The sequence below is a fragment of the Vibrio sp. R12-SW3-ISO1 genome, assembly GCF_059834005.1.
Map to the genome: position 1 here is coordinate 158,121 of NZ_JCBDGK010000050.1, position 25,766 is coordinate 183,886.

The following is a 25,766-nucleotide window of genomic DNA, read 5'->3' on the forward strand; positions in this document are numbered from 1 at the left end:
TGTTATGGCTAAAAATTCTATGAAAGCACGTGAAGCAAAGCGTGCGAAGCTTGTAGCTAAGTTCGCTGAAAAGCGTGCGGCTCTTAAAGCTATCATCAGCGATGTAAACGCATCTGAAGAAGATCGTTGGGATGCAGTGCTTAAACTGCAAACTCTTCCACGTGATTCAAGTGCATCACGTCAGCGCAACCGTTGTAACCAAACTGGTCGTCCACACGGTTACCTACGTAAGTTCGGTCTAAGCCGTATCAAAGTTCGCGAAGCTTGCATGAAAGGCGAGATTCCTGGACTTCGTAAGGCTAGCTGGTAATTGCCACTTAATCATTTGGAGTAAATCATATGAGCATGCAAGATCCGATTTCGGATATGCTGACCCGCATTCGTAACGGTCAGGCAGCAGACAAAGTCTCTGTTAAAATGCCTTCTTCAAAGCTTAAAGTTGCAATTGCTGCACTACTAAAAGCTGAAGGTTACATCGTTGATTTCGCTGTTGAAGGCGAAGTAAAACCTGAGCTAGAAGTTACTCTTAAGTACTTCCAAGCGAAACCAGTAATCGAGCAACTTAAACGTGTTTCTCGTCCAGGTCTACGTGTTTACAAGAAGAAAGATGAACTTCCTTCTGTAATGGGTGGTCTTGGTGTTGCTATCGTTTCAACTTCCAAGGGTCTGATGTCAGACCGTGCTGCACGTAAAGCAGGTCTTGGTGGTGAAATCATCGCTTACGTAGCGTAATAGGAGTAGAAAATGTCTCGTGTTGCTAAAGCACCTGTCGCTATTCCAGCTGGCGTAGAGGTGAAACTGAACGGCCAAGAAATCACTGTAAAAGGTGCGAAGGGCGAACTAACTCGCGTTCTTAACGACGCTGTTGTTATCGCTCAGGAAGAGAACAACCTTACTTTCGGTCCTAAAGAAGGTGTTGCTAACGCATGGGCTCAAGCAGGTACTGCTCGCGCTCTAGTGAACAACATGGTTGTTGGTGTTACTGAAGGCTTTACCAAGAAGCTAACTCTTAAAGGTGTTGGTTACCGTGCTGCTATCAAAGGCAACGCTGTAGGTCTAACACTAGGCTTCTCTCACCCAGTTGAGCACGAGTTGCCAGCGGGTATCAAAGCTGAGTGTCCAAGCCAAACTGAAATTGTTATCACTGGTTGTGACAAACAACTAGTTGGTCAAGTTGCGGCTGACATTCGTTCTTACCGTGAGCCTGAGCCATACAAAGGCAAAGGTGTTCGTTACGCAGATGAAAATGTGCGTACTAAAGAAGCTAAGAAGAAGTAAGGTAACACTATGGATAAGAAAGCATCTCGCATCCGTCGTGCTACACGCGCACGTCGTAAGATTGCAGAACTGGGTGCAACTCGCCTAGTAGTACACCGTACTCCTCGTCACGTGTACGCACAGGTTATCGCATCAAACGGCTCTGAGGTAATCGCAGCAGCTTCTACTGTAGAAAAAGCGATCCGTGAGCAAGTGAAGAACACTGGTAACATCGATGCAGCAAAAGCAGTAGGTAAAGCTATTGCAGAGCGCGCGCTTGAAAAAGGCGTTGACGCAGTTGCATTTGATCGTTCTGGTTTCCAATACCACGGTCGAGTAGCGGCGCTAGCAGAATCTGCTCGCGAAGCTGGTCTGAAATTCTAAGGTAGGGTTGGAAGATGGCTAAAGAACAACAAGTTCAAGCGAATGATTTGCAAGAAAAGCTAATCGCAGTTAACCGTGTATCTAAAACGGTTAAAGGCGGTCGAATCATGAGCTTTACTGCACTAACTGTAGTTGGTGACGGTAACGGTCGCGTAGGTTTCGGTTACGGCAAAGCCCGTGAAGTACCTGCAGCGATTCAAAAAGCAATGGAAAAAGCACGTCGTAACATGACTACGATCGCGCTTAACGAAGGCACACTTTTCCACCCGGTAAAAGGTCGCCACTCGGGCTCTAAAGTTTACATGCAGCCAGCGGCTGAAGGTACAGGTGTTATCGCAGGTGGTGCGATGCGTGCAGTACTAGAAGTAGCAGGTGTACACAACGTACTATCTAAAGCATACGGTTCTACGAACCCTATCAACATCGTTCGTGCGACGATCGATGCGCTAGGTAGCATGAAGTCACCAGACATGGTTGCTGCTAAACGTGGTCTAACTGTTGAATCTATTTCGGAGTAAGAACACCATGGCAACTATTAAAGTTACTCAAACTAAAAGCTCAATTGGTCGCCTACCAAAGCACAAAGCTACTTTGCGTGGTCTGGGCCTTCGTAAAATCAACCATACAGTAGAACTTGAAGATACTCCGTGTGTACGCGGTATGATCAACAAGGTTTACTACATGGTTAAAGTTGAGGAGTAATCAGAATGCGTTTGAATACTCTAGCACCGGCTGCGGGCGCTAAGACTCCTGCGAAGCGAGTTGGCCGTGGTATCGGTTCTGGCCTTGGTAAAACTGGTGGCCGTGGTCACAAAGGTCAAAAATCACGTTCTGGCGGCAGTGTTCGTCCAGGTTTTGAAGGCGGTCAGATGCCTCTAAAACAACGTCTACCTAAGTTCGGTTTCACTTCTCGTAAGAGCCTAGTGTCTGCTGAAGTTCGTCTAGCTGAGCTAGCGAAAGTAACAGGTGACGTGGTTGACCTAAACAGCCTTAAAGCTGCTAACGTCATCACTAAGAACATCGAATTTGTAAAAGTTGTTCTTTCTGGTGAAATTAACAAAGCAGTGACTGTTAAAGGTCTACGTGTGACTAAAGGCGCTAAAGCTGCAATCGAAGCTGCTGGCGGTAAAATCGAAGAATAATCTTCGAAGGAAGGGTACAGATGGCTAAAAAACCAGGACAAGATTTTAGTAGTGCAAAGAATGGATTGGCGGAATTAAAGTCGCGTTTATTGTTCGTTTTAGGCGCACTTTTGGTATTCCGTGCAGGTTCCTTTGTACCACTACCTGGTATTGATGCTGCTGTACTTGCCCAATTGTTCGAACAGCAAAAAGGTACCATCGTAGAGATGTTTAACATGTTCTCCGGTGGTGCTCTTGAGCGTGCATCTATATTAGCGTTGGGCATCATGCCGTACATTTCGGCATCGATTGTTGTCCAACTGCTAACTGTAGTTCATCCAGCGTTAGCTGAACTCAAAAAAGAGGGTGAAGCAGGCCGTCGTAAGATAAGCCAATATACACGCTACGGCACGCTTGTACTTGCAACCTTCCAAGCTATTGGTATTGCAACAGGCCTACCAAACATGGTCGACAATCTGGTTGTTATCAACCAAACCATGTTTACGCTTATTGCGACCGTAAGTTTAGTAACCGGTACCATGTTCCTTATGTGGTTAGGTGAACAAATTACAGAGCGCGGAATTGGTAACGGTATCTCGTTGCTGATCTTTGCAGGTATTGTTGCTGGATTGCCTTCGGCAATCGGCCAAACAATTGAGCAAGCGCGTCAAGGTGAATTGCATGTACTTCTTCTGCTGTTGATTGCTGTATTGTCTTTCGCTGTCATTTACTTTGTTGTTTTCATGGAACGTGGTCAACGTCGTATCGTTGTCAACTACGCGAAGCGTCAACAAGGTCGCAAAGTATTTGCTGCGCAAAGTACGCATCTGCCATTAAAAATTAATATGGCCGGTGTTATTCCAGCAATCTTCGCTTCGAGCATTATCCTGTTCCCAGGAACATTGGCTCAGTGGTTCGGTCAGAACGGTGAGAGCAGCGCGTTCGGTTGGTTAACTGACGTGTCTTTGGCTCTTAGCCCAGGTCAACCTCTGTATGTAATGCTTTATGCAGCAGCGATTATTTTCTTCTGTTTCTTCTACACGGCGTTGGTATTCAACCCGCGTGAAACAGCAGATAACTTGAAGAAGTCAGGTGCATTCGTACCCGGCATCCGCCCAGGTGAGCAGACAGCTAAGTACATTGATAAAGTAATGACGCGACTAACCCTTGCGGGCGCGCTTTACATTACCTTTATCTGTCTGATTCCGGAGTTCATGATGGTCGCATGGAACGTACGTTTCTACTTCGGCGGTACATCACTACTTATCGTAGTTGTTGTTATCATGGACTTTATGGCACAGGTACAGACTCATATGATGTCTCAACAATATGATTCTGTGTTGAAGAAAGCGAATCTGAAAGGTTATGGCCGTTAATTCGGCGGTAGTCTCAGATTTCATTTACGGAGTTTAGCAATGAAAGTTCGTGCTTCCGTTAAAAAAATCTGCCGTAACTGTAAAGTTATCAAGCGTAACGGTGTCGTTCGCGTGATTTGCAGTGAGCCAAAGCACAAGCAGCGCCAAGGCTAATTAGCAGAAATTTTTACTTGAAATAGAAGGTTAGGTCGAGTATATTCCTCGGCCTACCTTTTGCGTGCAAAAGAAGTAGTATTCCGCAACGTATCCATAACGGGCTTTGTTGCGGCTAATTCTTTTTAAGAAACACTAGGAGTGAATAATGGCCCGTATTGCAGGCATTAACATTCCTGATCAGAAACATGCTGTGATTGCACTAACGTCAATCTACGGCATCGGTAAAACTCGCTCTCAAGCTATCCTAGCTGAAGTGGGTATTGCTGAAGATGTTAAGATCAGTGAACTAACTGAAGAGCAGATCGATCAACTGCGTGATGGTGTAGCTAAGTACACTGTAGAAGGTGATCTACGTCGTGAAGTATCTATGAACATCAAGCGTCTTATGGACCTTGGTTGTTACCGTGGTCTTCGTCATCGTCGCAGTCTACCACTACGTGGACAGCGTACTAAAACCAACGCTCGCACCCGTAAGGGTCCGCGTAAGCCGATCAAGAAATAATCGGGAAGGTAGAGTACAATGGCTAAACAACCAACTCGCGCTCGTAAGCGCGTACGCAAGCAAGTTGCAGATGGCGTTGCGCACATCCATGCTTCTTTCAACAACACAATCGTAACCATCACTGACCGTCAAGGTAACGCACTAGCTTGGGCTACTGCAGGTGGTTCAGGTTTCCGTGGTTCTCGTAAGTCTACTCCGTTCGCTGCACAGGTTGCTGCTGAGCGTTGTGCTGAAATGGCTAAAGAATACGGTCTAAAGAACTTGGAAGTTATGGTTAAGGGTCCAGGTCCAGGTCGTGAATCTACTGTTCGCGCACTGAACGCTGCTGGTTTCCGCATCACAAACATTGTTGATGCTACACCAATCCCTCATAACGGTTGTCGTCCACCTAAGAAACGTCGCGTATAACGTTTTTTAGATTACTGGAGAAAGATCATGGCAAGATATTTGGGTCCTAAGCTGAAGCTTAGCCGTCGCGAAGGTACTGACTTATTCCTTAAGTCTGGTGTACGCGCGATCGATACCAAGTGTAAAATTGATAACGCACCAGGTGTACACGGCGCTCGTCGCGGTCGTCTATCTGAGTATGGCGTTCAGCTTCGTGAGAAGCAAAAAGTTCGTCGTATGTACGGCGTTCTAGAAAAACAATTCCGTAACTACTACAAAGAAGCTGCTCGCCTTAAAGGCAACACAGGTGAAAACCTGCTTCAGCTTCTTGAAGGTCGTCTTGATAACGTAGTTTACCGCATGGGCTTTGGTGCAACTCGCGCAGAAGCACGTCAGCTAGTTAGCCACAAAGCTATTCTAGTTAACGGTAAAGTGGTAAACGTTCCTTCTTTCAAAGTTGCGGCTAACGACGTTGTTTCTATTCGCGAAAAAGCGAAACAGCAATCTCGCATCAAAGGTGCACTAGAAGTTGCTGAACAACGCGAAAAACCAACTTGGATTGAAGTAGATGGCACTAAGATGGAAGGTACGTTCAAGCGTCTGCCTGAGCGTTCTGATCTGTCTGCTGACATCAACGAACAACTGATCGTCGAGCTTTACTCTAAGTAAGGTTTAAACTAAAGAGAGGACACAATGCAGGGTTCTGTAACAGAATTTCTTAAGCCACGTCTGGTTGACATCGAACAAGTCAGCACGACACACGCAAAAGTAACTCTTGAGCCATTAGAGCGTGGCTTTGGTCACACTCTAGGTAATGCACTTCGCCGTATTTTACTTTCGTCTATGCCAGGTTGCGCAGTGACTGAAGTTGAAATTGAAGGCGTTCTGCACGAGTACAGCACTAAAGAAGGCGTTCAAGAAGATATTCTTGAAATTCTTCTAAACCTTAAAGGTTTGGCTGTTCGCGTTGCCGAAGGCAAAGATGAAGTGTTTATTACACTGAACAAATCAGGCTCAGGCCCTGTGGTTGCAGGTGACATCACCCATGATGGTGATGTAGAGATCGCTAACCCAGAACACGTAATTTGTCACCTAACGGATGACAACGCTGAGATCGCTATGCGTATCAAAGTTGAACGTGGTCGCGGTTACGTTCCAGCTTCAGCTCGTATCCATACTGAAGAAGATGAGCGTCCAATTGGCCGCCTACTGGTTGACGCTACGTACAGCCCAGTAGACAAGATTGCTTACGCTGTTGAAGCCGCTCGTGTAGAGCAGCGTACAGACTTAGACAAGCTTGTTATCGACATGGAAACGAACGGAACTCTAGACCCTGAGGAAGCAATCCGTCGCGCAGCAACTATTCTTGCTGAGCAATTGGATGCGTTCGTAGATCTTCGTGATGTACGTGTACCTGAGGAGAAGGAAGAGAAGCCAGAATTCGATCCGATCCTACTGCGTCCTGTAGACGATCTTGAACTAACAGTTCGCTCTGCTAACTGTCTGAAAGCAGAAGCGATTCACTACATCGGTGATCTTGTACAGCGCACTGAGGTTGAGCTACTTAAAACGCCAAACCTTGGTAAAAAATCTCTTACTGAGATTAAAGACGTACTTGCATCACGTGGTCTGTCTCTGGGCATGCGCCTAGAAAACTGGCCACCAGCGTCTATCGCTGAAGATTAATCGATACTAGTTAGAAGGATTAGGTCATGCGCCATCGTAAGAGTGGTCGTCAACTCAACCGCAACAGCTCACATCGCAAAGCGATGTTCAGCAACATGGCTAGCTCTCTAGTACGTCATGAAGTTATCAAGACTACTTTGCCAAAAGCAAAAGAGCTACGTCGCGTAGTTGAGCCTTTGATTACACTAGCTAAGACTGACAGCGTTGCTAACCGTCGTCTAGCATTTGCACGTACTCGTGACAACGAAGTAGTTGCAAAACTATTTAACGAACTAGGTCCACGTTTTGCTGCTCGTCAGGGCGGTTACACTCGTATCCTAAAAGCTGGCTTCCGTGCTGGTGATAAAGCTCCAATGGCTTACATTGAGCTTGTTGATCGCCCAGCTGCTGAAGAAGCTGCTGAGTAATCAGTTCGTATAACGAAAAAGCCGAGCGTTAGCTCGGCTTTTTTGTGCCTGTCGTATAGGTAATGTCTCTGTACGTTATCTCATCGAGACATCAAGATTTAATGCAGAGCACCACTCTACTCACTGACGACTATTCTAAATCGGTCCAGAGTCCACCGAGTGAACCTAATAGACTGTCACTGGCGCCTTGGTCGCTAAGATAGCCAAGGATTACAGGCGCAAATTGGCTGATCATCGAAGGGTCCAGACCCACTTTTTCAAAGACGCCGCGCACCGCCTCGATACTTTCAAGTTGACTAAAGAGCCCACCCGCATCGTTGAGTTGCGAGAGGCCAGGTACTAAAGACTCTAATTCGTTGCTGTTTTCAGAAGATAACTGACTTTGTGCGAACGCCAACAGTGCGCCGCCGCCCGCTGTCGCTTGTTCGCTGGTCACAGGAAGCTGACTGGTCAACAGCTCGCTTATTGGTGAAGATTGCAGGTTGAGCCCTTGGCTAACCATGTCCATCAAACCCTCTTGGCTTGATTTTTCAGTAATGGAATTGAGAAAGGCGTGCGCTTGTCCGGCAGACAGAGCCAGCAGCGCCGCAGTAAGAAGGTGTTTGCGCATAGAGCCTCCATGCAGTGTTCGCTTTAACACTCTGATAGGCCAGAGTGATTGAATGGATCAATGGGTATATTGCTTCCATAAGCGATACTTGTATCACACTCATCTCACAGTGAATAGAGCCATCTCTGCGTCAAGATGAAAAAAAGCGGCGCTCATAGAGCACCGCTGTCTGTCTTGAACTTTCGGCTGTTCTGCCAGGCTATTACAGGATAGCCAGCAATTCGACTTCGAAGACCAAGGCTGCGAATGGAGGGATCGCCGCACCAGCGCCGCGCTCACCATAGGCAAGGTCTTGAGGAATATACAGTTTCCACTTTGAGCCAACAGGCATCAGTTGTAGGGCTTCTACCCAACCTTTGATCACGCCAGTAACTGGGAATTCTGCTGGTTGGCCACGAGACACTGAGCTGTCAAATACCGTACCGTCAGTCAATTCACCGTGGTAGTGAACGCGAACTTGCTTGTCTGAAGTTGGGATTTCACCCGTACCTTCAGTGATGATTTCGTACTGAAGACCTGACTCTAGTACGGTCACTTCTGGACGTAGAGCGTTGTCTTTTAGGAAGGCTTCGCCATCTGCCGCCGCCGCTTTTGCCGCTTCTTGACGTACTGCTTCTGCACGAGTGTGCAGCTCTTGCAGCGCTTTGTTGATTTCGTCTACTTCGATTGCTGGCATGTCACCAACCAATGCTGTTGCGATACCCGCAGCAATGGCGTCAACGTTTAGGCCGTCAAGACCAGAACCCGCAAGTTGTTGACCCATTTGTAGGCCGATTCCGTAGCTGGCTTTTTGCTCTACAGTTTCAAATTTCACTTCAGACATGATGTCTCTCTTGTTGGGTGTATAAAGTCATCAAGTCTACCAGTTCTCACACAGTGATGAAACGATAGCGCCCTTTTAACTGTCACTCTCGGGGGAGAATAACCATCACTCTCGGGGTGAAATGCGCCTATCGATGAGAATTCCGTGAGATTTGACCGAGTTATTACTTAACGCGCGCAAAATCCCTATACTCGGTTGATTATCATTTTTATACTTGGGGCAGGGTAGTATTGGGAGAAATAGGGCGATGAATCGCAGAAAGAAGAAACCACAACGTGTCGATTATGCTGAGGTATTGAAAACACAGTTGGCGCGCTTTCGTCATTCAAACCCGTTGGGCGCACTCAAGCTGAAAAAGCAAGGGCCTAGTCAGCCCGACTCAAGCACGCCTGAGACGAACCCATCGTCTCCCCTTGGGGCTAAATGGCGCACGTTACCCGAGCAAGGCAAGGCGCTTTGGCATCGTCTACCTAAGTGGCATCAACGTGGGTTGATGGTACTGGTTCCACTACTTGTCATTTTGCTGATGTTGCCCACATCACAGTCGACACCGGAGACGGCTTCGGTGCAGGTTGCGTCACCTCAACGTGTCTCCATTGATATCAACACCACCTCACTGAGCCAGCAAAGCTCAACGCCAGTCTCACATCAAGAACAAGTAACAAACCCAAGACAAGTCACGAACCCGTGGCAAGAAGATACGGTGAAAAGTGGCGATACCCTAGCTGAGATGTTTCGACGCAATGGGCTCTCAATGGCGGACTTAAACGCACTCGTCAAAGTCGAGGGGCAAGATAAACCGCTTAGTCAAATTCGCCAAGGCCAGTTGGTGCGCTACAAAGTGACCGATGAAGGTCAGCTTGATATTCTTCAGCTTGAGAAAAATCAGCAATCGGTGATGTTCTTTAGGTTATCAGATGGTGGATTTGGCCGCAGTAAGTAATCACTTACCCTCTGCCCGCTACCCATTCCCCTTTGCCCCTCAAGCCCCACTCTCTCGCTTCATATCAATATGAGGGATGCCATCTTCGAGATAGACCTCAGAGGTGGCAACAAATCCATATCGGCCATAGAAGGCACTTAAGTGCTCCTGCGCGCCGATTTCAATTGCGCTGTTTGGCCACAAACGTTGGCATTGATGAATCGCTTGCTCCAACAGTTGATGACCCAGCCCGTTGCCACGCGCTTTTTCATGTGTCGCCACTCGGCCAATACTGACGCTCGGATAACTGATCCCCGCAGGCAGTAAGCGCGCGCAGGCGACCAGTTGGCCTTGCTCATAACCCAGTAGGTGATACACCCCCGTGATTGGGTCTTTGTCATCGAGCTCGGGGTATGGGCAGGTTTGTTCGACCACAAACACATCCACTCTTAGTTTGAGTAATTGATACAGTTCGTGGTTGCTCAAAGCTTCAAAGGTACGCAGTTGCCAATCCATCGGACACCTATTGGTGGTAAATAAGGGACGCCATCATATCAACCTGAGATAAGTGGCTGCAATATTAACGATCTTTGTAAAATAGAGAGAAAAAAGCCGCAGTGACTGCGGCTTAATGAAAGACGCTCTGATTGAGCAAAGTGCTATTTTTGCAGATCGATTTGGTAGACCGCAAAGCCTACATCATCATTCTCAACGAAGGCCATTGGATATTGACCTTTATCTGCGATGAACTTAGCTGCCTTTTCACCCGGTGAGGTTTCGAAACGGATATCGAGTTTTTTATCCGATTGGATAGGGGCGAAAGACCAGTTGTTGTCTGCGCTTGGTACAAACTCACCGTTTTCTTCACTGACGCGGGTAATGTACGCAGCCACAACCGAGCGGTTTTCATCTGGCGAGTCAAACGCAACAAACTCGGCACCTGTGCCTGGGAACTTGTTGCTGTACGCACGGTAGTTGTTGGTCGCAATGATAAATGGCTGTTTCAGATCAATCGCTTTCCCTTGATAAGTCAAACCGACGATACGCTCAGCATCTTCATTGATGACGTTACAGTTGCCGTCGTATTTCGCTGGCTGGGTCACATCAATCTGGTAGTTAACCCCATCAATGACGTCAAAGTTGTAAGTACGGAAGCCATCCCAATCAATCAGGCTTTGTGCGGCGCTGCTGTTGGTATCGATCTGTTTAAATTGACCGGCGCTACACTCTAGCCACTCTTTCACTTCGTGACCGCTGACTTTCATCGCCACCAAGGTATTCGGGTAGAGATAGAGATCCGCAGCGTTACGGAAGGTCAACTGACCTGACTCCACTTCGGTGTAGTTATTCGGATCGTTTTTACGACCGCCCGCTTTAAATGGCGCTGCCGCTGAGAGCACAGGGATGTCTGATAAATCAGGATCGCCTTGGATAAAGCGCTCAACGTAATCTTTTTGTGCAAGGTTGACGATTTGTACGGTGGGATCGTCTTGCACCAAGGCGAGGAAGCTGTACATCACGTCGCTGGCTTTACCAATCGGCTGATTGACAAAGTCGCGCGTCGCTTTGTGGTCTGCTTCAAGCGCTTTGACGATACCGGCATCCGCGTCGACGATAGGCTGTTTAGTCGCTGAATCAAAGATTGGGCGTGCTTCGGACTGGCCTTTCACCACCACCCACTGCTCACCTTCTTGCTTAAGCTCTAGGTCAATCACACCAACGTGGCTGCCCCAACGTCCTGGCATGACGGCGGCAACGCCGTTGATGGTACCCATTTCATTATCCACACCTTGGATGTTTTCAAAGCCTTTCCCTGGGAAGACGGCGTGCGAGTGACCAAACGCAATCGCATCAATGCCTTCTACTTCAGAGAGATAGTAAGTGGAGTTTTCTGCGCCCATTTTGTGCGGATCAGAGGATACGCCAGAGTGCGGGATGGCGACAATCACATCTGCGCCTTCAGCCTTCATTTGTGGCACTAGGGCCATCGCTGACTCTTTGATGTCTTTGGCAAACACTTTGCCTTCGAGGTTTTTCTTATCCCACACCATGATTTGTGGCGGTACGAAGCCGATGTAGCCGACTTTGATCTCGTGCTCGACACCATCGACATCTTTAAACATGTGCGACTTTATCAGATAAGGTTTGAAGTAGTGCTCACCGGTTTTTTGGTCAAAAACGTTCGCGCTGACATAAGGGAATTCGGCACCTTCCAGCGATTTTGCCAGAAACTCTAACCCGTAGTTGAACTCGTGGTTACCGATGTTACCCACATCGTAGCCAAGCTGATTCATCGCCTTGTAAACAGGGTGAACCTCGCCTTTCTCAATGCCTTTGGCTGCCATGTAGTCACCCATTGGGCTGCCTTGAATCAAGTCACCGTTATCAACCAAGACGCTGTTTTCGACTTCACTGCGCGCTGCTTTGACTAAGGTTGCGGCGCGAGTCAAACCAATCTTTTGTGACGGTTTGTCTTTGTAGTAGTCGTAATCCATCACGTTGGTGTGGATGTCGGTGGTCTCGATAATGCGAAGTTTGATGGTTTCTGCCATCGCTGGGCTGGCCATAACCAGCATCCCGCTGAGGACGGCCAGAGAGAGAGGTTTCACTGCTACGTTCATTTTTTGCTCCGATGAGGGGGGGTCAACAGTACTGCATAATGTAACAAAGTTGTATGAAACAAGAATTTCATTCATCAGGAAAACGTGATCTTAACCGTTGGTATCAACGGGTTGTGGTGCCCAACTCTCACTTTTTGCCTCGATTCGGTGTCACAAGAATCGTCTCTTATCAGCAATTGGTATAAAAAATGAAATTTTAGAATTTCAGGTAATATGTTCGCAGCGCCATAATGCCATCCATAGATTAGCAAAAGGATGACGTTATGGCGCACAAGGAAACTGTCTCTCCCTTTCCACTTCGCCAGCCCCAAGTCGAGCGCAACCTACCGCCGTTGCACGCAATGGGCCGCAGTGGTTTGAAAGCCGGTGAAGTGGCATTGGTTGGCGCAGGGCCAGGCGATGTGGAGTTGCTGACGCTCAAAGCGTTGCGCTTTTTACAGCAGGCCGATGTGGTGCTGTATGACTACTTGGTGTCAGACGAGATCATGGCACTGGTGCCAAGCGACACCATTTTGGTTTGCGTTGGCAAACGTGCGGGTCACCACAGCGTACCGCAAGAGAAAACCAATCAACTGTTGGTCGATTTTGCGCAGCAAGGGCATAAAGTCGTGCGCATTAAAGGTGGCGATCCGTTTATTTTTGGTCGCGGCGGAGAGGAGCTCGAAGTGTTGGCTGACGCGGGTATCGCCTTTCACGTGGTACCAGGGATCACCGCTGCTGCTGGCGCGACGGCCTACGCAGGCATTCCATTGACCCACCGAGATTACGCTCAGTCGGCGATGTTTATTACCGGTCATCTCAAAGCCGAACGTGATGAGATGGATTGGTCGACATTGGCGCGTGGCAATCAAACGCTAGTCATCTATATGGGGCTGATGAAGTCCGATTACATCCAAAGCCAGTTGATTACGCATGGCCGCGCCGCGCACACGCCAATTGCCATTATCGAGCGTGGTACGCAGCAAGCCCAACGCGTACTGAAAGGTCAATTGAGCGATTTGAGTGAATTGGCCAAAAGCGCCGAGTCCCCGTCATTGATTGTGATCGGTGAAGTGGTGGCGTTGTCCGAAAAGCTCGATTGGTTTGCCCGCGCGCAAACCGAGGCGCCCATAAGCCAACTTGGCCGCCAGAGCGCATAGCGCTTAATTTTTGCACATCACCCTGAATTTAATAGTCAGAAGCTCAACGCGAGCCGTAAAGGAAGCACCAACATGGACCAAGAACGTTTAACTCACCTCAAGCAACTGGAAGCGGAGAGTATTCATATCATCCGCGAAGTTGCCGCTGAGTTTGATAACCCTGTGATGATGTACTCCATCGGTAAAGACTCATCAGTAATGCTGCATCTTGCGCGTAAAGCGTTTTACCCAGGCAAGATCCCATTTCCACTGCTGCACGTCGATACCGACTGGAAGTTTAGAGAAATGATCGAATTTCGCGATAGAACCGCGAAGAAGTATGGCTTTGAGCTTTTGGTCCATAAGAACCCAGAAGGTCTGGCGATGGGCATCAACCCATTCGATCATGGCTCTTCGAAACACACGGACATCATGAAAACCCAAGGGTTAAAGCAGGCGCTGAACAAATACGGCTTTGACGCTGCCTTTGGCGGTGCCCGCCGTGACGAAGAGAAGTCTCGAGCGAAAGAGCGAGTCTACTCATTTCGAGATAAAAACCACACCTGGGACCCGAAAAACCAGCGTCCAGAGCTATGGCGCACCTATAACGGTCAAATCAACAAAGGCGAAAGCATTCGTGTGTTCCCACTGTCGAACTGGACTGAGCTCGACATCTGGCAATACATCTACCTAGAGAACATCGAGATTGTGCCTTTGTACTTGGCGGATACGCGTCCTGTTGTTGAGCGTGATGGCATGTTGATCATGGTGGATGACGAGCGCATGAAGCTGCAACCGGGTGAAGTGGTGGAAGAGAAAAGCGTGCGTTTTCGTACCTTGGGTTGTTACCCACTGACTGGGGCGATTGAGTCCACCGCCAACACGTTGACCGGTATTATCGAAGAGATGTTAGTGGCGACGTCGAGTGAGCGCCAAGGTCGAGCGATCGACCACGATCAGTCAGGATCGATGGAGCTCAAAAAACGTCAAGGTTACTTCTAAGTAGGATCTAAGGAAAGAAAATGAACAGCGCAGTCGTAGCGGAGCTCGCAGAGCTTGGTATCGAGGGATACCTAAAACAGCACCAATACAAGTCACTACTTAGATTCTTAACGTGTGGCTCAGTTGATGACGGCAAGAGTACCTTGATCGGTCGCTTGCTGCATGACTCAAAACAAATTTATGAAGATCAGTTGGCGGCGGTCCACTCTGATTCTCAGCGTGTCGGCACCACCGGAGAGCGCCCAGACTTGGCGCTGTTGGTCGATGGTCTGCAAGCGGAACGTGAACAGGGCATCACCATTGATGTGGCCTACCGTTATTTCTCTACCCAAAAACGCAAATTCATCATTGCGGATACACCGGGGCATGAGCAATACACGCGTAACATGGCGACCGGTGCGTCAACCTGTGATCTGGCGGTGATCTTGATCGATGCGCGTAAGGGCGTCTTGGATCAAACGCGTCGTCACTCCTTCATCTCTAATTTGCTTGGTCTTAAGCACTTTGTGGTGGCGGTTAACAAGATGGACTTGGTCGATTACTCACAGCAGCGCTTTGAAGAGATTCGTGAGCAATACCTTGAGTTTTCCAAGAACCTGCAAGGTGAGACGGACATTCAGATCATCCCGCTGTCAGCGCTCGAAGGCGATAACGTGGTTGAGCCCAGTGCCAACATGAGCTGGTTCAAAGGCCCATCACTGCTTGAGCTTTTGGAGTCTGTCGATGTAGACAGCGAAAAAGAAGTGGGCGATTTCCGCTTCCCTGTGCAATACGTTAACCGCCCGAACCTCGATTTCCGTGGCTTTGCCGGCACGATTGCCTCTGGCAGTGTCAGCGTAGGTGACAAAATTAAAGCGTTGCCATCAGGCAAAACCTCAACGGTGGCGCGTATTGTGACCTTTGATGGCGATTTGGAGAAGGCGCAAGCCGGACTTGCGGTGACGTTGACGCTGGAAGATGAAATCGACATTAGCCGCGGCGATCTGCTCGTACTGGAGTCCTCTTCTGTGGAGTCGAGTAACCACCTGCTGGCCGATGTGGTATGGATGACCGAGCAGCCGCTTAAACCGGGACGTGATTACGACATCAAGATCGCGGGTAAGAAAACGGTAGGTCAGGTGCAAACGATTCGTCACCAGTACGATATCAACAACCTCTCGAGCCACAGTGCTGACGAGTTACCGTTAAACGGGATCGGTTTGTGCGAATGGACCTTGAACGAGTCGGTCGCACTGGACAAATACCTCGCTTGCCAAGACACCGGCGGTTTTATCGTGATTGATCGCTTAACCAATGTGACAGTCGGCGCGGGATTGATTCGCGAGAGCTTGTCGCAGGTTGCGCGTGGTGAAGGTCAGTTCTCTGAGTTTGAAGTTGAGCTCAATGCACTGATTCGTAAGCACTTCCCTCATTGGGGTGCGGCTGATCTCAGCCAACTGCTTGGCCAGAAGTAAGCCAAGGTAAGCGAGTAGGGAGAGGCGAAATGTGGCAGCAAGGAGTGGTGCTGGCGTTGTTGGTCGGGGTTGTGACCTGTTTAGTCAGCACACGAGTTAAACCGAGCTATCTGTTTGCCAGCGCAGCGTTTATTGCCTTCATTGCCGGCTTGATTGACGTCAGTGAGATCGCCTCTAACTTCACCAATGCCTCATTGGTGACGCTGGTGCTGCTCATCTTGGCATCGTGCGCGCTAGAAAAAACGCGTCTGATCAGCTGGGTGAGCCGCTCTTTGTCGACGGGCAAATTAGGCACCGTCGTGGCGAAGTTGGGTATCTCCACGGCGCTGCTCTCTTCGTTTACTAATAATACGGCGGTGGTGGTATCGCTGATTGGCGCCATTAAGCGCAACCAGCAACACGCCCCGTCGAAGTTATTGATCCCTCTCTCGTATACCGCCATCTTAGGCGGTACGTTAACCCTTATTGGTACCTCGACCAATTTGATCATCAGCAGCTTTGTTGAAAACGCGGGATTGCCAAGTTTGGGCTTTTTTACCCCGACTTTGATTGGTTTATCAGTCTTGGTTGGCGGGCTGCTTATCTTGATCCCTCTGAGTTATCTGTTGCCAAACTATGATGATCACAGCCAAGACGACTTACCGTACTTTTTAGAAGCGCGGGTTGAGCCTGGCTCGCCGCTGGTTGGGCGCAGTATCAGTGAGAACAATTTGCGTGCGCTGCGTAAACTCTTTTTGGCCGAAGTGATCCGTGATGGGCAAACCATGCCATCGGTGGACCCTGATTTTGTCTTGCAGGCCAGAGACCGCTTGCTCTTTTGTGGCGATATAGAAAGCGTCGCGACCTTGCAAGAGATCCAAGGCTTAACGCTGTTTGGTCAGCACCACATCAACGGGCAAAACTACGTGGAAGTGGTGGTGAGCTCTTCGGCGAGCTTTTGCAACAAGACGTTAAAATCGAGTCACTTCCGCGATCGCTTTGATGCGGTGGTGGTGGCGATTCGTCGTGGCCATGAGCGTTTGGAAGGCGGCTTGGGTAACATAGTGCTGAATGCGGGTGATACCTTAGTATTGGTGCCTGGGAAACGTTTTGAGCAAGAAAGGCAAGCTCACCGCAAAGAGTTTGTGGTGATGAATGATCTCGATTCGAGTGCTCGCCTCGATGGCAACAAATCCGCCTTGGTGCTGCTGGGCTTTGCTCTGGTGATTGGGCTCGCCCTGATGGAGGTCCTGCCGCTCATTAAGGGGCTGTGCGTATTTTTGCTGGCGACTTTGATGACGGGCATTGTCCACATCAACGAACTGAGGCGCCGTTTTCCTATCGATATCGTTGTCATTGTCGGCTCGGCGCTGTCGATTGCCCAATTGATGCTTTCGACGGGCCTGTCGGAAAACTTAGGGCAGATGTTTATCGAGGCATTTAACGGTTGGGGCGTCTTTGGCGCACTGGTCGCGACCTACTTCTTAACCCTGATTTTGACAGAGCTGGTGACCAACAATGCCGCCGCGGCCTTGGCGTTCCCGATTGGCTACAGTATGGCGTTGGGCTATGGGGTAGACCCGATGCCGTTTATCATGGCCGTGCTGTTTGGCGCGAGTGCGAGCTTTATTTCGCCGTATGGCTATCAAACCAATCTATTGGTGTATAGCGTTGGCAACTACACATTACTGGATTATGTCAAAGTAGGAATTCCACTCTCTATCGTCTATTCGATACTGGTGCTTGGGCTTATCCCGATCTTTTTTCCCTTCTGATGCAGCTATTTCTCCGCTTTGCCTCGCTCGCAGAGTGGAATGATTGACAAGGACTGACTATGACCACACAAACCCGCGAAAAAGACGAAAACATCGTTTGGCACTCACACGCCGTTGATAAAGCGCAGCGTGCCAAACTTAAAAATCAGCGCCCTGCGGTACTCTGGTTTACCGGGCTATCTGGCGCGGGAAAGTCGACCGTGGCTGGCGCGCTTGAAACCAAGTTGGCGCAGCTGGGTTACCACACCTATTTGCTTGATGGCGACAATGTTCGTCATGGCCTGTGCAGTGATTTAGGATTTTCAGAGCAAGACCGACGCGAGAATATTCGCCGCATCGGTGAGCTGGCGAAATTGATGGCCGATGCCGGTTTGATTGTCCTGTCTGCGTTTATCTCACCGCATCGAACCGAGCGTCAGCTGGTGCGAGAACTGCTGCCAGAGGGCGAGTTTTTGGAAGTGTTTGTCAACGCATCGCTCGATGTCTGTGAGCAGCGCGATCCAAAAGGGCTGTACAAAAAGGCAAGAGCAGGGGAGATCCCAAACTTCACCGGTATTGATTCTGAGTATCAAGCGCCGCTAAACCCAGAAATCGATTTACCTGCGGGTGAAAAGAGCATCGATGAGCTGGTGGCAATGTGTCTTGAGACATTAAAAGAGCGGCAGATCATCGCTTAACCAAAAAAGCTTCCATGTCGGAAGCTTTTTTATCACCCGTGTTTTAGCATCAAGGCTTAACACGCATGTGCGCCATTCATGTGCGCCATTGTGATACGCCGTGAGGGATGCGCTGTGCTTATTCGAAACAGATTTCGATAAAGGCGTTGCCCCATTGTGAGGTGAACGGCATGATGATGATCGAGCCTTCGCATTTGTGGCGAATCGTATGGCCTTTCCCTGACACCACGACAGGTGTCGCCATATCAAAATCAAAGCCACTTTCTGCCAAGATGCGTTTTGCACCGCCAGTGACCATGTTGGTGATTTCGCCCACCATATCGGTGACTTCATCATTCAAACCATTCGGGCGTTCACCCAACATGTTTTGCATGATTTCCAGCGCCAAGTTTTCATCAAAGGTAATAGACATCGAGCCACGCGTTTGCTGGCCAACCATACCAATCAAACCAGAGATATCACCGCGAGCGATCTCATCCTTTTTCACACGAGGTTTTTGCGGTTTTAGCTCCAGTGATGCCATGGTCTTCAACACATTCATCAGTGAAGCTAAAAACGGGTTTACAAATTCAGCGCGCATAATCTTCTTCTATTCATTAATGGACTGTGAAACTTATTTTACTGTGAGACTTATTGCACCTTATCAGCGCTGCACGACTGACAAGTCCCATGTGATTCAATCACGTGATTTGTGAGTCTGAAACCGTGCCTTTCTGCGTTGTCTGCCAGTAAGGCTATCAAACTATCATCTTGTAATTCAATGACATTTCCACACTTGTCACAGATCAGTAGATGAGAAAAGTGTTTGTGTGCGTTACACGAGCAGCACTGTATGAAACTGTTGGTCGACTCGACTCGGTGAATGAAACCTTGCTCTAACAGAAAATCGAGTGCTCGATAAACGGTTGGCGGCTTAGCCTGCGGTTCACTGAGTTTCAGCTCCTCTAAAAGTTCATACGCGCTGGACGCTTTCGGGCTGGCACAAATCAACTCAAAGACTCGTTTTCTTTGAGGGGTTAGCCGTACGCCTCTCGCGACACAGATTTCTTCAATTTGTGTGACTAGCTGTGGGTCCAAATTTCTCACCATAACCATTGGACATGTTTAATAATATACCATTTCCGCAACTTTAGCGTCGCGCGTAAGGCATTTTCTGATAAGTGTGTCAGTGCGTTATTTACCCTCACCGGACACAGAGCATCATTTTGACACTTGCGCATAAGTTACCTTATCTACAGGGAAAACGATACCAATAACGCGTGCCCTTTGTGTTTGTTGCTTGCATCTGTCAGAAATGGGGTTAATGTTTAATGGGTCAATCATCAAAAATTATAATAACGACAATGCACCATTAGGGGGAGCTATGCGGTCAGAAAGAGCCTATGGTCTTTCGAAGCTTGCCGAATTAGAACGAGGCCATCATGTGACACTGCCTGCGGCCTTTATACAGGCGTTGTCGGTGTCAACCTCACTGCAAGCGGTGCTCGATACCGTCTCCCAATGGATGTCGCAGATGTTTGCCTCCCAAAGAGCCAGCATTACGCTTAAGGAAGGCGGAGATACGCTCAAGGTCTACTCGATCAGTGGCAATAAAGCCATTCCACTCGATTCCCATCTCCCTATTGCGCAAACGCTCGTCGGCCGAGCCTTCTCAACTCGTACACTGCTCATTTGTGACGATCTTGCCACCTCTGAGGAGTTAGATTGCGTCATGCTGCGGGATTCTGGGCTAAAGACCTGTATGGATGCCCCTCTCGTGTGTGGTGACCAATGTTTGGGTACTCTTAATATTGGCCACGATCAAAGTCACTACTTTACTGAAGCGCAAGCTATTACTTTGCAATGTATTGCCAATTGGGTCAGCTTCAATATCCAACTGCATCAGCAAGTGATGGCGCTAAACCAACTGGCCACGACGGATGAGCTCACTGGCGCTGCCAATCGCCGGGTATTTTCAGCCAAGATTCAACAAACCTTGTCGGATTTTCATGAGCAACACCAAGGCTTTGTACTTGGCTTGATGGATATTGACCATTTTAAACCGCTCAATGATCGCTATGGCCATTTAGCGGGGGATCAGGTCTTAAAGCAAGTGGTGACGCTCACCATGCAGCAAATGAAAGGGTTAGGGCATGTCTCGCGCATTGGCGGTGAAGAGTTTGCGCTTATTGTTCGTCAGTCAGAACTGGAACCTGCGATGTCGGTGTTTGAGTCGCTTCGAGCCACGCTCGCACAATACCCGTATGAGTATGATGGCACTCGGATGTCGATCACCGTCAGTATAGGGGCGGTGGCACCTAGCGCTTTCGATCTCACACCTGAAAGTTTACTTAAACGCGCTGACCAAGCCTTGTACGAGGCAAAAGCGGCAGGGCGAAATTGTGTTCGAGCCAGCACAGAGCTGCGCCAAGACAGGGCGGGTTGACGAAAAAGCGAGTTGAAAATAAAAATGTGAGAAATCGCTATCTATTATTTCTACAAGGTGTATAGTGGCGCCAGCTCAAAAAGCGGGCTATTAATGCAATATTTAGTTCAAGATCTTCACAGTTTCATTTCGATTCAGTCGTCATACTATCCTGCGATACCTTTTTCTACATGCTTTCCTTAGTAGCTTCTATTTTCTTCATTAATGTATCAATGTATCAATGTATCAATGTATCGAGGTATTTATGTCTAATAAGACAACTGGTTCAGTAAAATGGTTTAACGAAACTAAAGGTTTTGGCTTCATCACTCCAGACAACGGTGGCGCGGATCTTTTCGTTCACTTCCGTTCTATTGTTAGCGATGGTTTTAAAACTCTCGCAGAAGGCCAAAAAGTGGCGTTCAACGTTGAGCAAGGTGGCAAAGGCCCACAAGCTGCTGACGTAACTGTACTGTAATTGTACTTAAGAGATCTCGCTGGCTCATTCAGATGGCGAGGTCTTTTTGTTTTCATTGCTTATCAAGGAGTTCAATGACTAGAAAATCTAACCGAAAAACATATTGGTATTATGTTCTTCGCGAACAAAAATTACCTAAAGGGCAAAGTGCCATTGTTCAAAATACACTATCACCTTTACTCTAGGTCGACATCTTGGTCTGCCTCCCTTCACCAGCTCAATAGCGACGTTCTCAAGCGGCACGTGCTGCCTCAGTTAAACACCGACGATTTAGATTTACATTTTTCATTTTGTGAAGTGAGTGAGTCTGGTCAATTTCAAAATTCTGACGGTGTGGTTTTAGGCTCTTTCCATATCGAATCGGATAAGGATTAAGCATTGAAGAAGAACGCAAAACCTCGTAAGCCTGCAGAAGAGGCTTCAACGAAACAAGAAGACCAGCCCCAAAACATCCATCAAATTCGTAAGAGAATTGAAGACATTCTTTTAGAACGTGATCAGAAAGAACGAATTGAACTCTAAATTGGAGAGAAAACAATGAGAAAACCAGCAAGACCTGCAAGAAAATCAGGCAAGAAAATGCGTAAGAGTGACTTTGAAGATAAGTTTTCTCTCATGGTGGGTGAATACAACAAACAGAAAGAGCTCTTGGACGCCATGAGTGAAGGCGACGCAGAACACGCCAAACAGAAAAAGAAATGTGACGCACTGTTCGCCAGCGCCGAGCGCTTTCTTAACGCCAATCAATAATCGGCGCGTCAACGTCAAATTGCTTCCAACCTCTTCATCGTAGCGCTCTGCTCAAGACGTGAGAGGTTGAGCTACTGTATCCTTCACGGGACGAATCGCCATCAGCGCGTTCACTCCTTCATCTCGCTACGATTACTTCTTCTCTACTTTACCTTGTTCATCCGAGTTAATGTCATTTGCACCAAGTAAGTGCTTTGTTTTTTAAGTGCTTGGTTTTAGTGCAAGTTGTTGTGCTTTTTTGGTGAGGTCTTATTTTTTGTTATTTAAAATCAAATGGTTATTTCTTTGTTGAGGCGGGTGTGAAACTTGCATCACTCGAGGCCGTTTTGATTGTATACGATAAGATAATAATAAGGGACAAGGATGAACCTAACTCAGAGTGAACAACGTTGGCTACCGTGGCTTGGTAGCACAGGGAAGCTTGCCATGAAAAAGGCGTGCTATTTAAATCGCCATAGAAAAAATGAGCTCGAACAAACGTTTGAGAATATCGCACACACACGAGTGAACTTGCTTCAGGATTGGGCGAACAATCAATGGGCCTTTTTGACCAATGCCGCGCTCTACCTTTCGAGTAAACCTATCAATGAGCGTAATACGACATTAGAGGGACTGACTCAGAGGGGAAAAGACTTCTCAGAGTTGTTTATTGTCGATAGTCAGGGCATGACCACTCACTCCAGTCATAAGAATCATATCGGCAGTCATATCGTCGATGATGTGGCGCTGGCATCGGGTCTAAAGGCACCATACTTGCTAGGCCCTTATGTGGATGAGCGCACACTGGCTATTGGCCCTTCAAGTTCCACATTTCATGATGCGGTGACATTGATGTTCTATCAACCGTTGGGTAAGCCTGGTGAGGAGCAAGCATGCCTTTGCGGTCGAATTCCCAACGATGTGATTGGCGACATTATTCAACGCGAAGCGGGGCACATCTACAGTGAATCTGGTGACAACTACCTGTTTATGGTTGAAGCCAAGCATGATCCAAGTATTCTGCCGGGAACGGCATTATCGCGCTCACGTTTCGAAGACAATACCTTTTCTCATGGAGAGAATTTAAAACAGGGGATCACCACTGAGTTCGGTGTGGTGAAAGTTCGTCATCACACTGAGTTTGAAATTCTGTTCACAGACCCGGCAACGAAAGAGTTACACCCTGGCGTCAGAGAAACCATTCGTCACGGGCAAAATCTCTATATTGAATACCCAGGCTACTCTGACTACCGTCACATTCCCGTTATTGGTAAAGGGGTTACGTTTCAGTTGCCCGGTTCACCGGACCGTTGGGGGATGATGTGTGAGTCGGACTTAGAAGAAGTCTATCGACACCGAAGTTTGTCTTTAACTCAAACTCGACATTTTGCGTTCGGGGTTTTGGCCTCTGTATTGCTTCCGTCTTTTGCTGCGCACTACTTTCAACTTTCGCAAGTGTTTGTCTGGCTGTTGACGGCACTGGTTTGTATGGCGGTGACGTTTTCTTTTCACGCTCTCTGTGCACGCCCACTGTCTCGACGTGTTGAGGAAATGACGAATGTGATTCGTACCCTTGCAGAGGGGGATGGCAATTTGACTCAGCGCCTTGAAACGGAGCATTTGAAGCCAGATGAAATTGGCGGGCTTGGCCGCTGGACCAATAGCTTTATCGATAACTTAGAGGGCGTGGTCACGGAGTTGGTCTTTGCAAGCAAAGAGGTAAATCAAGTGTCCGCCTCTTTGTTGCGTCGCAGCCAAGTGCTCACCACCGCTAGCCAAGACACCTGTGCTTCCATTGAAGATATGATAGTGCTTAGTAAAGGCCAGCAAACTGACATCGAGTGTGCGAACCTTTCTGCAACAGAAATGGATAAAGCGATGCAAAGCACAATTGAACATGCGGCGCTGGAGTATCAACGTGCGGTTGAGTCCGCCAACGGTATCAAAGAAATCGTTGAAGCGTCAGCGCAGAGTGTCAATGATGTGAACACTGAAATGGAAAAGATTACCGACATTGTCGACATCATCTCTGAAATTACAGCACAGACGAACTTGCTGGCATTAAATGCGGCGATTGAAGCCGCGAGAGCCGGGGAACACGGACGTGGGTTTGCCGTGGTTGCAGATGAAGTTCGTACGTTAGCAGACAAAACCTCTCAAGCAGCGAACAATATCGGCACCATGCTGCAAAAGCTTCGTTCACAATCAAAGACAGCCGTTAACTTTATGCAGCAAGGTATTGATAACGTCGAAAGCAACGCCATCATGGTCAATGGAACGGATGGCAATGAGGTTCTCCAGAACCGAGTTACCGAACTGTTTCGCATTATTAACGGTATTGCTGAAAACAGTGTTCAACACAGTAAAACGGTCGATCAAGCTCAAGTGACCTCCGAACAATTGATTATCTCTTCTCAACAGCTCGCGCGTCGAACAGCCTTAATGCAAAATGCACTGAAGCGTCTCGATCAACTGACTGGCCGTTTTGAAATCGCTCGAGCGTCATAGTGACCCAGTAGAGTGGGGAGAGTTAAATGCCCCACTGCTTGGCATGGTGTGAAAACACAGGTTCAATATCGCAAGATCAATGATTTAGATTTCTAAGGTCTGTGTGGTGTCTCGCCATGCTTGGGCACAGCGATAACTTGATGTAGAATCTGCGCTCTTTTTAATGAAACCACGATTCGAGCACTGACTGCTTTTGGCACAATAGCGCCCCAAAGCAGCTTTGAGGCAGCGAGTTGGGCGCTGATAGGGTGAAAAGATGCAAACAAAGGCGAGTTCAATGTTAGACACTAACGAAGAGAAAAAACCGACTCACAACGGGGTTTTTCCAAGCTCTCGATTCTCTATTGCTCCCATGCTCGATTGGACAGATCGCCATTGTCGATACTTCCACCGACTCCTCACTAAAGAGACCTTGCTCTACACTGAGATGGTGACAACCGGCGCGATCATTCATGGTAAAGGCGACTTCTTGGCGTACAACGAGGAGGAGCACCCAGTGGCGCTGCAACTTGGTGGCTCCAACCCGCAAGATTTAGCGACGTGTGCGAAGTTGGCGGCTGAGCGTGGCTATGACGAAATTAACCTCAATGTCGGTTGCCCGTCGGACAGAGTACAAAATGGCCGTTTTGGCGCCTGTTTGATGGCGGAACCTATGCTGGTGGCGGAGTGTATTGCCGCCATGCGCGATGTGGTTGATATACCTGTGACCGTTAAGACGCGCATTGGCATTGACGATCAAGACTCGTATAAGTTTCTGACTGATTTCGTGCGCATTGTGTCTGAAAAAGGTGGCTGTGAGCAGTTTACGATTCACGCTCGTAAAGCGTGGTTAAGCGGTTTGAGTCCGAAAGAGAACCGAGAGATCCCGCCGCTGGATTACCCGCGCGCGTATCAAATCAAGCAAGATTTTGCCCACTTGAACATTGGCGTCAATGGCGGCATTAAAACCTTGGATGAGTCGTTAGAACATTTAGCGCACCTTGATGGCGTCATGGTTGGGCGAGAGGCTTACCAAAACCCGTACCTATTGGCACACGTTGATCAGACGATTTTCGGTCTCGACACACCAGTGAAGAAGCGTCGCCAAGTGGTTGAAGAGATGTACCCATACATTGAGCAGCAGTTGGCGAAGGGAGCCTACTTAGGCCACATCACTCGTCATATGTTGGGCTTGTTCCAAAACATGCCAGGCGCGCGTCAATGGCGTCGTTACATCAGTGAGAACGCCCATAAACCGGGTTCCGGAATTGAAGTGGTACAAGCGGCGCTGGCGAAAATCCCTCAAGAGTTGGATGTGTAAAAATCGCCAAACGAGTGGTTAAATTTACCAATAGATGAATATGAAGAGGTAGGGTTAGACCCAGCCTCTTTTTTTTGTCTATATAAAACA

The 25,766-nt window shown here is 48.3% G+C and carries 32 protein-coding genes; 26 read left to right on the forward strand and 6 right to left on the reverse strand.

The annotated features are described in order from the left end of the window. Positions 1-4: 4 nt before the first annotated feature. The 14 genes from rpsN (at position 5) to rplQ (ending at position 7,276) form a co-directional block, all read left to right on the forward strand. On the forward strand, positions 5-310 hold the full coding sequence (gene rpsN, locus AC6R0R_RS16580; protein WP_334554612.1) for a 30S ribosomal protein S14: 306 nt from the start codon (positions 5-7) through the stop codon (positions 308-310). Between the two features lie 29 nt (positions 311-339). Then, the gene (gene rpsH, locus AC6R0R_RS16585) at positions 340-732 is read left to right on the forward strand and encodes a 30S ribosomal protein S8 (protein WP_500627520.1); all 393 of its coding nucleotides are present in this window, start codon (positions 340-342) and stop codon (positions 730-732) included. A 12-nt stretch (positions 733-744) separates the two neighbouring features. Continuing rightward, positions 745-1,278 carry a 50S ribosomal protein L6 gene (rplF, locus tag AC6R0R_RS16590; RefSeq protein WP_334554608.1) on the forward strand — a complete coding sequence of 178 codons (534 nt, stop codon included), beginning with the start codon at positions 745-747 and terminating at the stop codon, positions 1,276-1,278. A gap of 9 nt (positions 1,279-1,287) precedes the next feature. After that, on the forward strand, positions 1,288-1,641 hold the full coding sequence (gene rplR / locus AC6R0R_RS16595) for a 50S ribosomal protein L18 (RefSeq protein ID WP_334554606.1): 354 nt from the start codon (positions 1,288-1,290) through the stop codon (positions 1,639-1,641). Between the two features lie 14 nt (positions 1,642-1,655). After that, complete coding sequence (gene rpsE / locus AC6R0R_RS16600) at positions 1,656-2,159, forward strand: 30S ribosomal protein S5 (protein ID WP_500627521.1); 504 nt, start codon at positions 1,656-1,658, stop codon at positions 2,157-2,159. Positions 2,160-2,166: 7 nt separating this feature from the next. Continuing rightward, entirely contained in the window at positions 2,167-2,343 is a 177-nt protein-coding gene (gene rpmD, locus AC6R0R_RS16605) for a 50S ribosomal protein L30 (protein WP_000201159.1), read from the forward strand. 5 nt (positions 2,344-2,348) lie between these two features. After that, positions 2,349-2,783: a 50S ribosomal protein L15 gene (gene rplO, locus AC6R0R_RS16610; protein WP_500627522.1), complete on the forward strand. Its 435-nt coding sequence runs from the start codon at positions 2,349-2,351 to the stop codon at positions 2,781-2,783. Positions 2,784-2,803: 20 nt separating this feature from the next. Beyond that, positions 2,804-4,138, forward strand: a complete 1,335-nt coding sequence (secY, locus tag AC6R0R_RS16615) for a preprotein translocase subunit SecY (RefSeq protein ID WP_500627523.1) — start codon at positions 2,804-2,806, stop codon at positions 4,136-4,138. Between the two features lie 39 nt (positions 4,139-4,177). Beyond that, on the forward strand, positions 4,178-4,291 hold the full coding sequence (gene rpmJ, locus AC6R0R_RS16620) for a 50S ribosomal protein L36 (protein ID WP_000868186.1): 114 nt from the start codon (positions 4,178-4,180) through the stop codon (positions 4,289-4,291). A gap of 148 nt (positions 4,292-4,439) precedes the next feature. Continuing rightward, positions 4,440-4,796 (forward strand): 30S ribosomal protein S13, encoded by a 357-nt coding sequence (rpsM, locus tag AC6R0R_RS16625; protein WP_005435100.1) that lies wholly within the window; start codon positions 4,440-4,442, stop codon positions 4,794-4,796. 18 nt (positions 4,797-4,814) lie between these two features. Continuing rightward, the gene (gene rpsK / locus AC6R0R_RS16630; RefSeq protein WP_001118870.1) at positions 4,815-5,204 is read left to right on the forward strand and encodes a 30S ribosomal protein S11; all 390 of its coding nucleotides are present in this window, start codon (positions 4,815-4,817) and stop codon (positions 5,202-5,204) included. Positions 5,205-5,231: 27 nt separating this feature from the next. Then, positions 5,232-5,852, forward strand: coding sequence for a 30S ribosomal protein S4 (gene rpsD, locus AC6R0R_RS16635; RefSeq protein ID WP_334554596.1), 621 nt, complete (start codon positions 5,232-5,234; stop codon positions 5,850-5,852). A gap of 24 nt (positions 5,853-5,876) precedes the next feature. After that, a complete protein-coding gene (locus AC6R0R_RS16640) occupies positions 5,877-6,869 on the forward strand; it encodes a DNA-directed RNA polymerase subunit alpha (RefSeq protein WP_334554594.1) in 993 nt (330 codons plus the stop codon). Positions 6,870-6,895: 26 nt separating this feature from the next. Then, the gene (gene rplQ, locus AC6R0R_RS16645; protein ID WP_005383141.1) at positions 6,896-7,276 is read left to right on the forward strand and encodes a 50S ribosomal protein L17; all 381 of its coding nucleotides are present in this window, start codon (positions 6,896-6,898) and stop codon (positions 7,274-7,276) included. A 130-nt stretch (positions 7,277-7,406) separates the two neighbouring features. Here the strand turns inward: rplQ and AC6R0R_RS16650 are convergent, their stop codons facing one another. Next, entirely contained in the window at positions 7,407-7,886 is a 480-nt protein-coding gene (locus AC6R0R_RS16650) for a DUF2780 domain-containing protein (protein WP_500627524.1), read from the reverse strand. A gap of 202 nt (positions 7,887-8,088) precedes the next feature. Next, positions 8,089-8,709 (reverse strand): BamJ family beta-barrel-assembly machinery protein, encoded by a 621-nt coding sequence (bamJ, locus tag AC6R0R_RS16655; protein WP_500627525.1) that lies wholly within the window; start codon positions 8,707-8,709, stop codon positions 8,089-8,091. A 247-nt stretch (positions 8,710-8,956) separates the two neighbouring features. On the opposite strand from bamJ, the gene AC6R0R_RS16660 reads away from it, so the two are divergent. Next, positions 8,957-9,652, forward strand: coding sequence for a LysM-like peptidoglycan-binding domain-containing protein (locus AC6R0R_RS16660; RefSeq protein WP_500627526.1), 696 nt, complete (start codon positions 8,957-8,959; stop codon positions 9,650-9,652). Positions 9,653-9,691: 39 nt separating this feature from the next. Here AC6R0R_RS16660 and AC6R0R_RS16665 read toward each other — a convergent pair whose 3' ends face one another. Together AC6R0R_RS16665 and AC6R0R_RS16670 are read right to left on the reverse strand one after the other, a co-directional pair. Beyond that, positions 9,692-10,147: a GNAT family N-acetyltransferase gene (locus tag AC6R0R_RS16665; protein ID WP_500627527.1), complete on the reverse strand. Its 456-nt coding sequence runs from the start codon at positions 10,145-10,147 to the stop codon at positions 9,692-9,694. Between the two features lie 143 nt (positions 10,148-10,290). Beyond that, entirely contained in the window at positions 10,291-12,252 is a 1,962-nt protein-coding gene (locus AC6R0R_RS16670) for a bifunctional 2',3'-cyclic-nucleotide 2'-phosphodiesterase/3'-nucleotidase (protein ID WP_500627528.1), read from the reverse strand. A 263-nt stretch (positions 12,253-12,515) separates the two neighbouring features. On the opposite strand from AC6R0R_RS16670, the gene cobA reads away from it, so the two are divergent. The 5 genes from cobA to cysC are packed head-to-tail and all read left to right on the forward strand — an operon-like array spanning position 12,516 to position 18,257. Further along, positions 12,516-13,391 (forward strand): uroporphyrinogen-III C-methyltransferase, encoded by an 876-nt coding sequence (cobA, locus tag AC6R0R_RS16675; RefSeq protein WP_334554583.1) that lies wholly within the window; start codon positions 12,516-12,518, stop codon positions 13,389-13,391. 6 nt (positions 13,392-13,397) lie between these two features. Beyond that, positions 13,398-14,372 carry a sulfate adenylyltransferase subunit CysD gene (cysD, locus tag AC6R0R_RS16680; protein WP_334554971.1) on the forward strand — a complete coding sequence of 325 codons (975 nt, stop codon included), beginning with the start codon at positions 13,398-13,400 and terminating at the stop codon, positions 14,370-14,372. A gap of 20 nt (positions 14,373-14,392) precedes the next feature. Further along, complete coding sequence (gene cysN / locus AC6R0R_RS16685; RefSeq protein ID WP_500627529.1) at positions 14,393-15,826, forward strand: sulfate adenylyltransferase subunit CysN; 1,434 nt, start codon at positions 14,393-14,395, stop codon at positions 15,824-15,826. Positions 15,827-15,855: 29 nt separating this feature from the next. After that, positions 15,856-17,580, forward strand: coding sequence for an SLC13 family permease (locus AC6R0R_RS16690; RefSeq protein WP_500627530.1), 1,725 nt, complete (start codon positions 15,856-15,858; stop codon positions 17,578-17,580). 59 nt (positions 17,581-17,639) lie between these two features. Then, complete coding sequence (cysC, locus tag AC6R0R_RS16695) at positions 17,640-18,257, forward strand: adenylyl-sulfate kinase (protein WP_487903287.1); 618 nt, start codon at positions 17,640-17,642, stop codon at positions 18,255-18,257. 118 nt (positions 18,258-18,375) lie between these two features. On the opposite strand, the gene AC6R0R_RS16700 is transcribed toward cysC, so the two are convergent. Beyond that, positions 18,376-18,837: a chemotaxis protein CheX gene (locus AC6R0R_RS16700; protein WP_500627531.1), complete on the reverse strand. Its 462-nt coding sequence runs from the start codon at positions 18,835-18,837 to the stop codon at positions 18,376-18,378. Between the two features lie 50 nt (positions 18,838-18,887). Beyond that, a complete protein-coding gene (gene zur / locus AC6R0R_RS16705; RefSeq protein WP_487903286.1) occupies positions 18,888-19,346 on the reverse strand; it encodes a zinc uptake transcriptional repressor Zur in 459 nt (152 codons plus the stop codon). Positions 19,347-19,620: 274 nt separating this feature from the next. Between zur and AC6R0R_RS16710 the strand changes: the two genes are divergently transcribed. The 6 genes from AC6R0R_RS16710 to dusA all read left to right on the forward strand — a co-directional run bounded on the left by AC6R0R_RS16710 (position 19,621) and on the right by dusA (position 25,676). Continuing rightward, the gene (locus tag AC6R0R_RS16710) at positions 19,621-20,682 is read left to right on the forward strand and encodes a sensor domain-containing diguanylate cyclase (RefSeq protein ID WP_500627532.1); all 1,062 of its coding nucleotides are present in this window, start codon (positions 19,621-19,623) and stop codon (positions 20,680-20,682) included. A 244-nt stretch (positions 20,683-20,926) separates the two neighbouring features. Beyond that, on the forward strand, positions 20,927-21,139 hold the full coding sequence (cspE, locus tag AC6R0R_RS16715; RefSeq protein WP_500627533.1) for a transcription antiterminator/RNA stability regulator CspE: 213 nt from the start codon (positions 20,927-20,929) through the stop codon (positions 21,137-21,139). 378 nt (positions 21,140-21,517) lie between these two features. Then, positions 21,518-21,661, forward strand: coding sequence for a hypothetical protein (locus AC6R0R_RS16720; protein WP_500627534.1), 144 nt, complete (start codon positions 21,518-21,520; stop codon positions 21,659-21,661). Between the two features lie 15 nt (positions 21,662-21,676). After that, a complete protein-coding gene (locus AC6R0R_RS16725) occupies positions 21,677-21,889 on the forward strand; it encodes a hypothetical protein (protein WP_500627535.1) in 213 nt (70 codons plus the stop codon). Positions 21,890-22,252: 363 nt separating this feature from the next. After that, positions 22,253-24,376, forward strand: a complete 2,124-nt coding sequence (locus AC6R0R_RS16730) for a methyl-accepting chemotaxis protein (protein WP_500627536.1) — start codon at positions 22,253-22,255, stop codon at positions 24,374-24,376. A gap of 277 nt (positions 24,377-24,653) precedes the next feature. Next, positions 24,654-25,676 carry a tRNA dihydrouridine(20/20a) synthase DusA gene (gene dusA / locus AC6R0R_RS16735; RefSeq protein WP_500627537.1) on the forward strand — a complete coding sequence of 341 codons (1,023 nt, stop codon included), beginning with the start codon at positions 24,654-24,656 and terminating at the stop codon, positions 25,674-25,676. Positions 25,677-25,766: the final 90 nt, after the last annotated feature.

Bases quoted from the DNA above. Each gene is read 5' to 3' on its own strand.
- bamJ (WP_500627525.1), bottom strand. From the start codon at position 8,709: ATGTCTGAAGTGAAATTTGAAACTGTAGAGCAAAAAGCCAGCTACGGA.
- rplR (WP_334554606.1), top strand. From the start codon at position 1,288: ATGGATAAGAAAGCATCTCGCATCCGTCGTGCTACACGCGCACGTCGT.
- rplQ (WP_005383141.1), top strand. From the start codon at position 6,896: ATGCGCCATCGTAAGAGTGGTCGTCAACTCAACCGCAACAGCTCACAT.
- AC6R0R_RS16730 (WP_500627536.1), top strand. From the start codon at position 22,253: ATGAACCTAACTCAGAGTGAACAACGTTGGCTACCGTGGCTTGGTAGC.
- rplF (WP_334554608.1), top strand. From the start codon at position 745: ATGTCTCGTGTTGCTAAAGCACCTGTCGCTATTCCAGCTGGCGTAGAG.
- AC6R0R_RS16690 (WP_500627530.1), top strand. From the start codon at position 15,856: ATGTGGCAGCAAGGAGTGGTGCTGGCGTTGTTGGTCGGGGTTGTGACC.
- AC6R0R_RS16640 (WP_334554594.1), top strand. From the start codon at position 5,877: ATGCAGGGTTCTGTAACAGAATTTCTTAAGCCACGTCTGGTTGACATC.
- secY (WP_500627523.1), top strand. From the start codon at position 2,804: ATGGCTAAAAAACCAGGACAAGATTTTAGTAGTGCAAAGAATGGATTG.
- dusA (WP_500627537.1), top strand. From the start codon at position 24,654: ATGTTAGACACTAACGAAGAGAAAAAACCGACTCACAACGGGGTTTTT.
- cspE (WP_500627533.1), top strand. From the start codon at position 20,927: ATGTCTAATAAGACAACTGGTTCAGTAAAATGGTTTAACGAAACTAAA.
- rpsE (WP_500627521.1), top strand. From the start codon at position 1,656: ATGGCTAAAGAACAACAAGTTCAAGCGAATGATTTGCAAGAAAAGCTA.
- rplO (WP_500627522.1), top strand. From the start codon at position 2,349: ATGCGTTTGAATACTCTAGCACCGGCTGCGGGCGCTAAGACTCCTGCG.
- AC6R0R_RS16665 (WP_500627527.1), bottom strand. From the start codon at position 10,147: ATGGATTGGCAACTGCGTACCTTTGAAGCTTTGAGCAACCACGAACTG.
- rpsN (WP_334554612.1), top strand. From the start codon at position 5: ATGGCTAAAAATTCTATGAAAGCACGTGAAGCAAAGCGTGCGAAGCTT.
- rpsK (WP_001118870.1), top strand. From the start codon at position 4,815: ATGGCTAAACAACCAACTCGCGCTCGTAAGCGCGTACGCAAGCAAGTT.
- zur (WP_487903286.1), bottom strand. From the start codon at position 19,346: ATGGTGAGAAATTTGGACCCACAGCTAGTCACACAAATTGAAGAAATC.
- rpmJ (WP_000868186.1), top strand. From the start codon at position 4,178: ATGAAAGTTCGTGCTTCCGTTAAAAAAATCTGCCGTAACTGTAAAGTT.
- rpsH (WP_500627520.1), top strand. From the start codon at position 340: ATGAGCATGCAAGATCCGATTTCGGATATGCTGACCCGCATTCGTAAC.
- cysC (WP_487903287.1), top strand. From the start codon at position 17,640: ATGACCACACAAACCCGCGAAAAAGACGAAAACATCGTTTGGCACTCA.
- rpmD (WP_000201159.1), top strand. From the start codon at position 2,167: ATGGCAACTATTAAAGTTACTCAAACTAAAAGCTCAATTGGTCGCCTA.
- AC6R0R_RS16725 (WP_500627535.1), top strand. From the start codon at position 21,677: ATGAGAAAACCAGCAAGACCTGCAAGAAAATCAGGCAAGAAAATGCGT.
- cobA (WP_334554583.1), top strand. From the start codon at position 12,516: ATGGCGCACAAGGAAACTGTCTCTCCCTTTCCACTTCGCCAGCCCCAA.
- rpsD (WP_334554596.1), top strand. From the start codon at position 5,232: ATGGCAAGATATTTGGGTCCTAAGCTGAAGCTTAGCCGTCGCGAAGGT.
- cysN (WP_500627529.1), top strand. From the start codon at position 14,393: ATGAACAGCGCAGTCGTAGCGGAGCTCGCAGAGCTTGGTATCGAGGGA.
- AC6R0R_RS16710 (WP_500627532.1), top strand. From the start codon at position 19,621: ATGCGGTCAGAAAGAGCCTATGGTCTTTCGAAGCTTGCCGAATTAGAA.
- AC6R0R_RS16660 (WP_500627526.1), top strand. From the start codon at position 8,957: ATGAATCGCAGAAAGAAGAAACCACAACGTGTCGATTATGCTGAGGTA.
- rpsM (WP_005435100.1), top strand. From the start codon at position 4,440: ATGGCCCGTATTGCAGGCATTAACATTCCTGATCAGAAACATGCTGTG.
- AC6R0R_RS16650 (WP_500627524.1), bottom strand. From the start codon at position 7,886: ATGCGCAAACACCTTCTTACTGCGGCGCTGCTGGCTCTGTCTGCCGGA.
- AC6R0R_RS16700 (WP_500627531.1), bottom strand. From the start codon at position 18,837: ATGCGCGCTGAATTTGTAAACCCGTTTTTAGCTTCACTGATGAATGTG.
- AC6R0R_RS16670 (WP_500627528.1), bottom strand. From the start codon at position 12,252: ATGAACGTAGCAGTGAAACCTCTCTCTCTGGCCGTCCTCAGCGGGATG.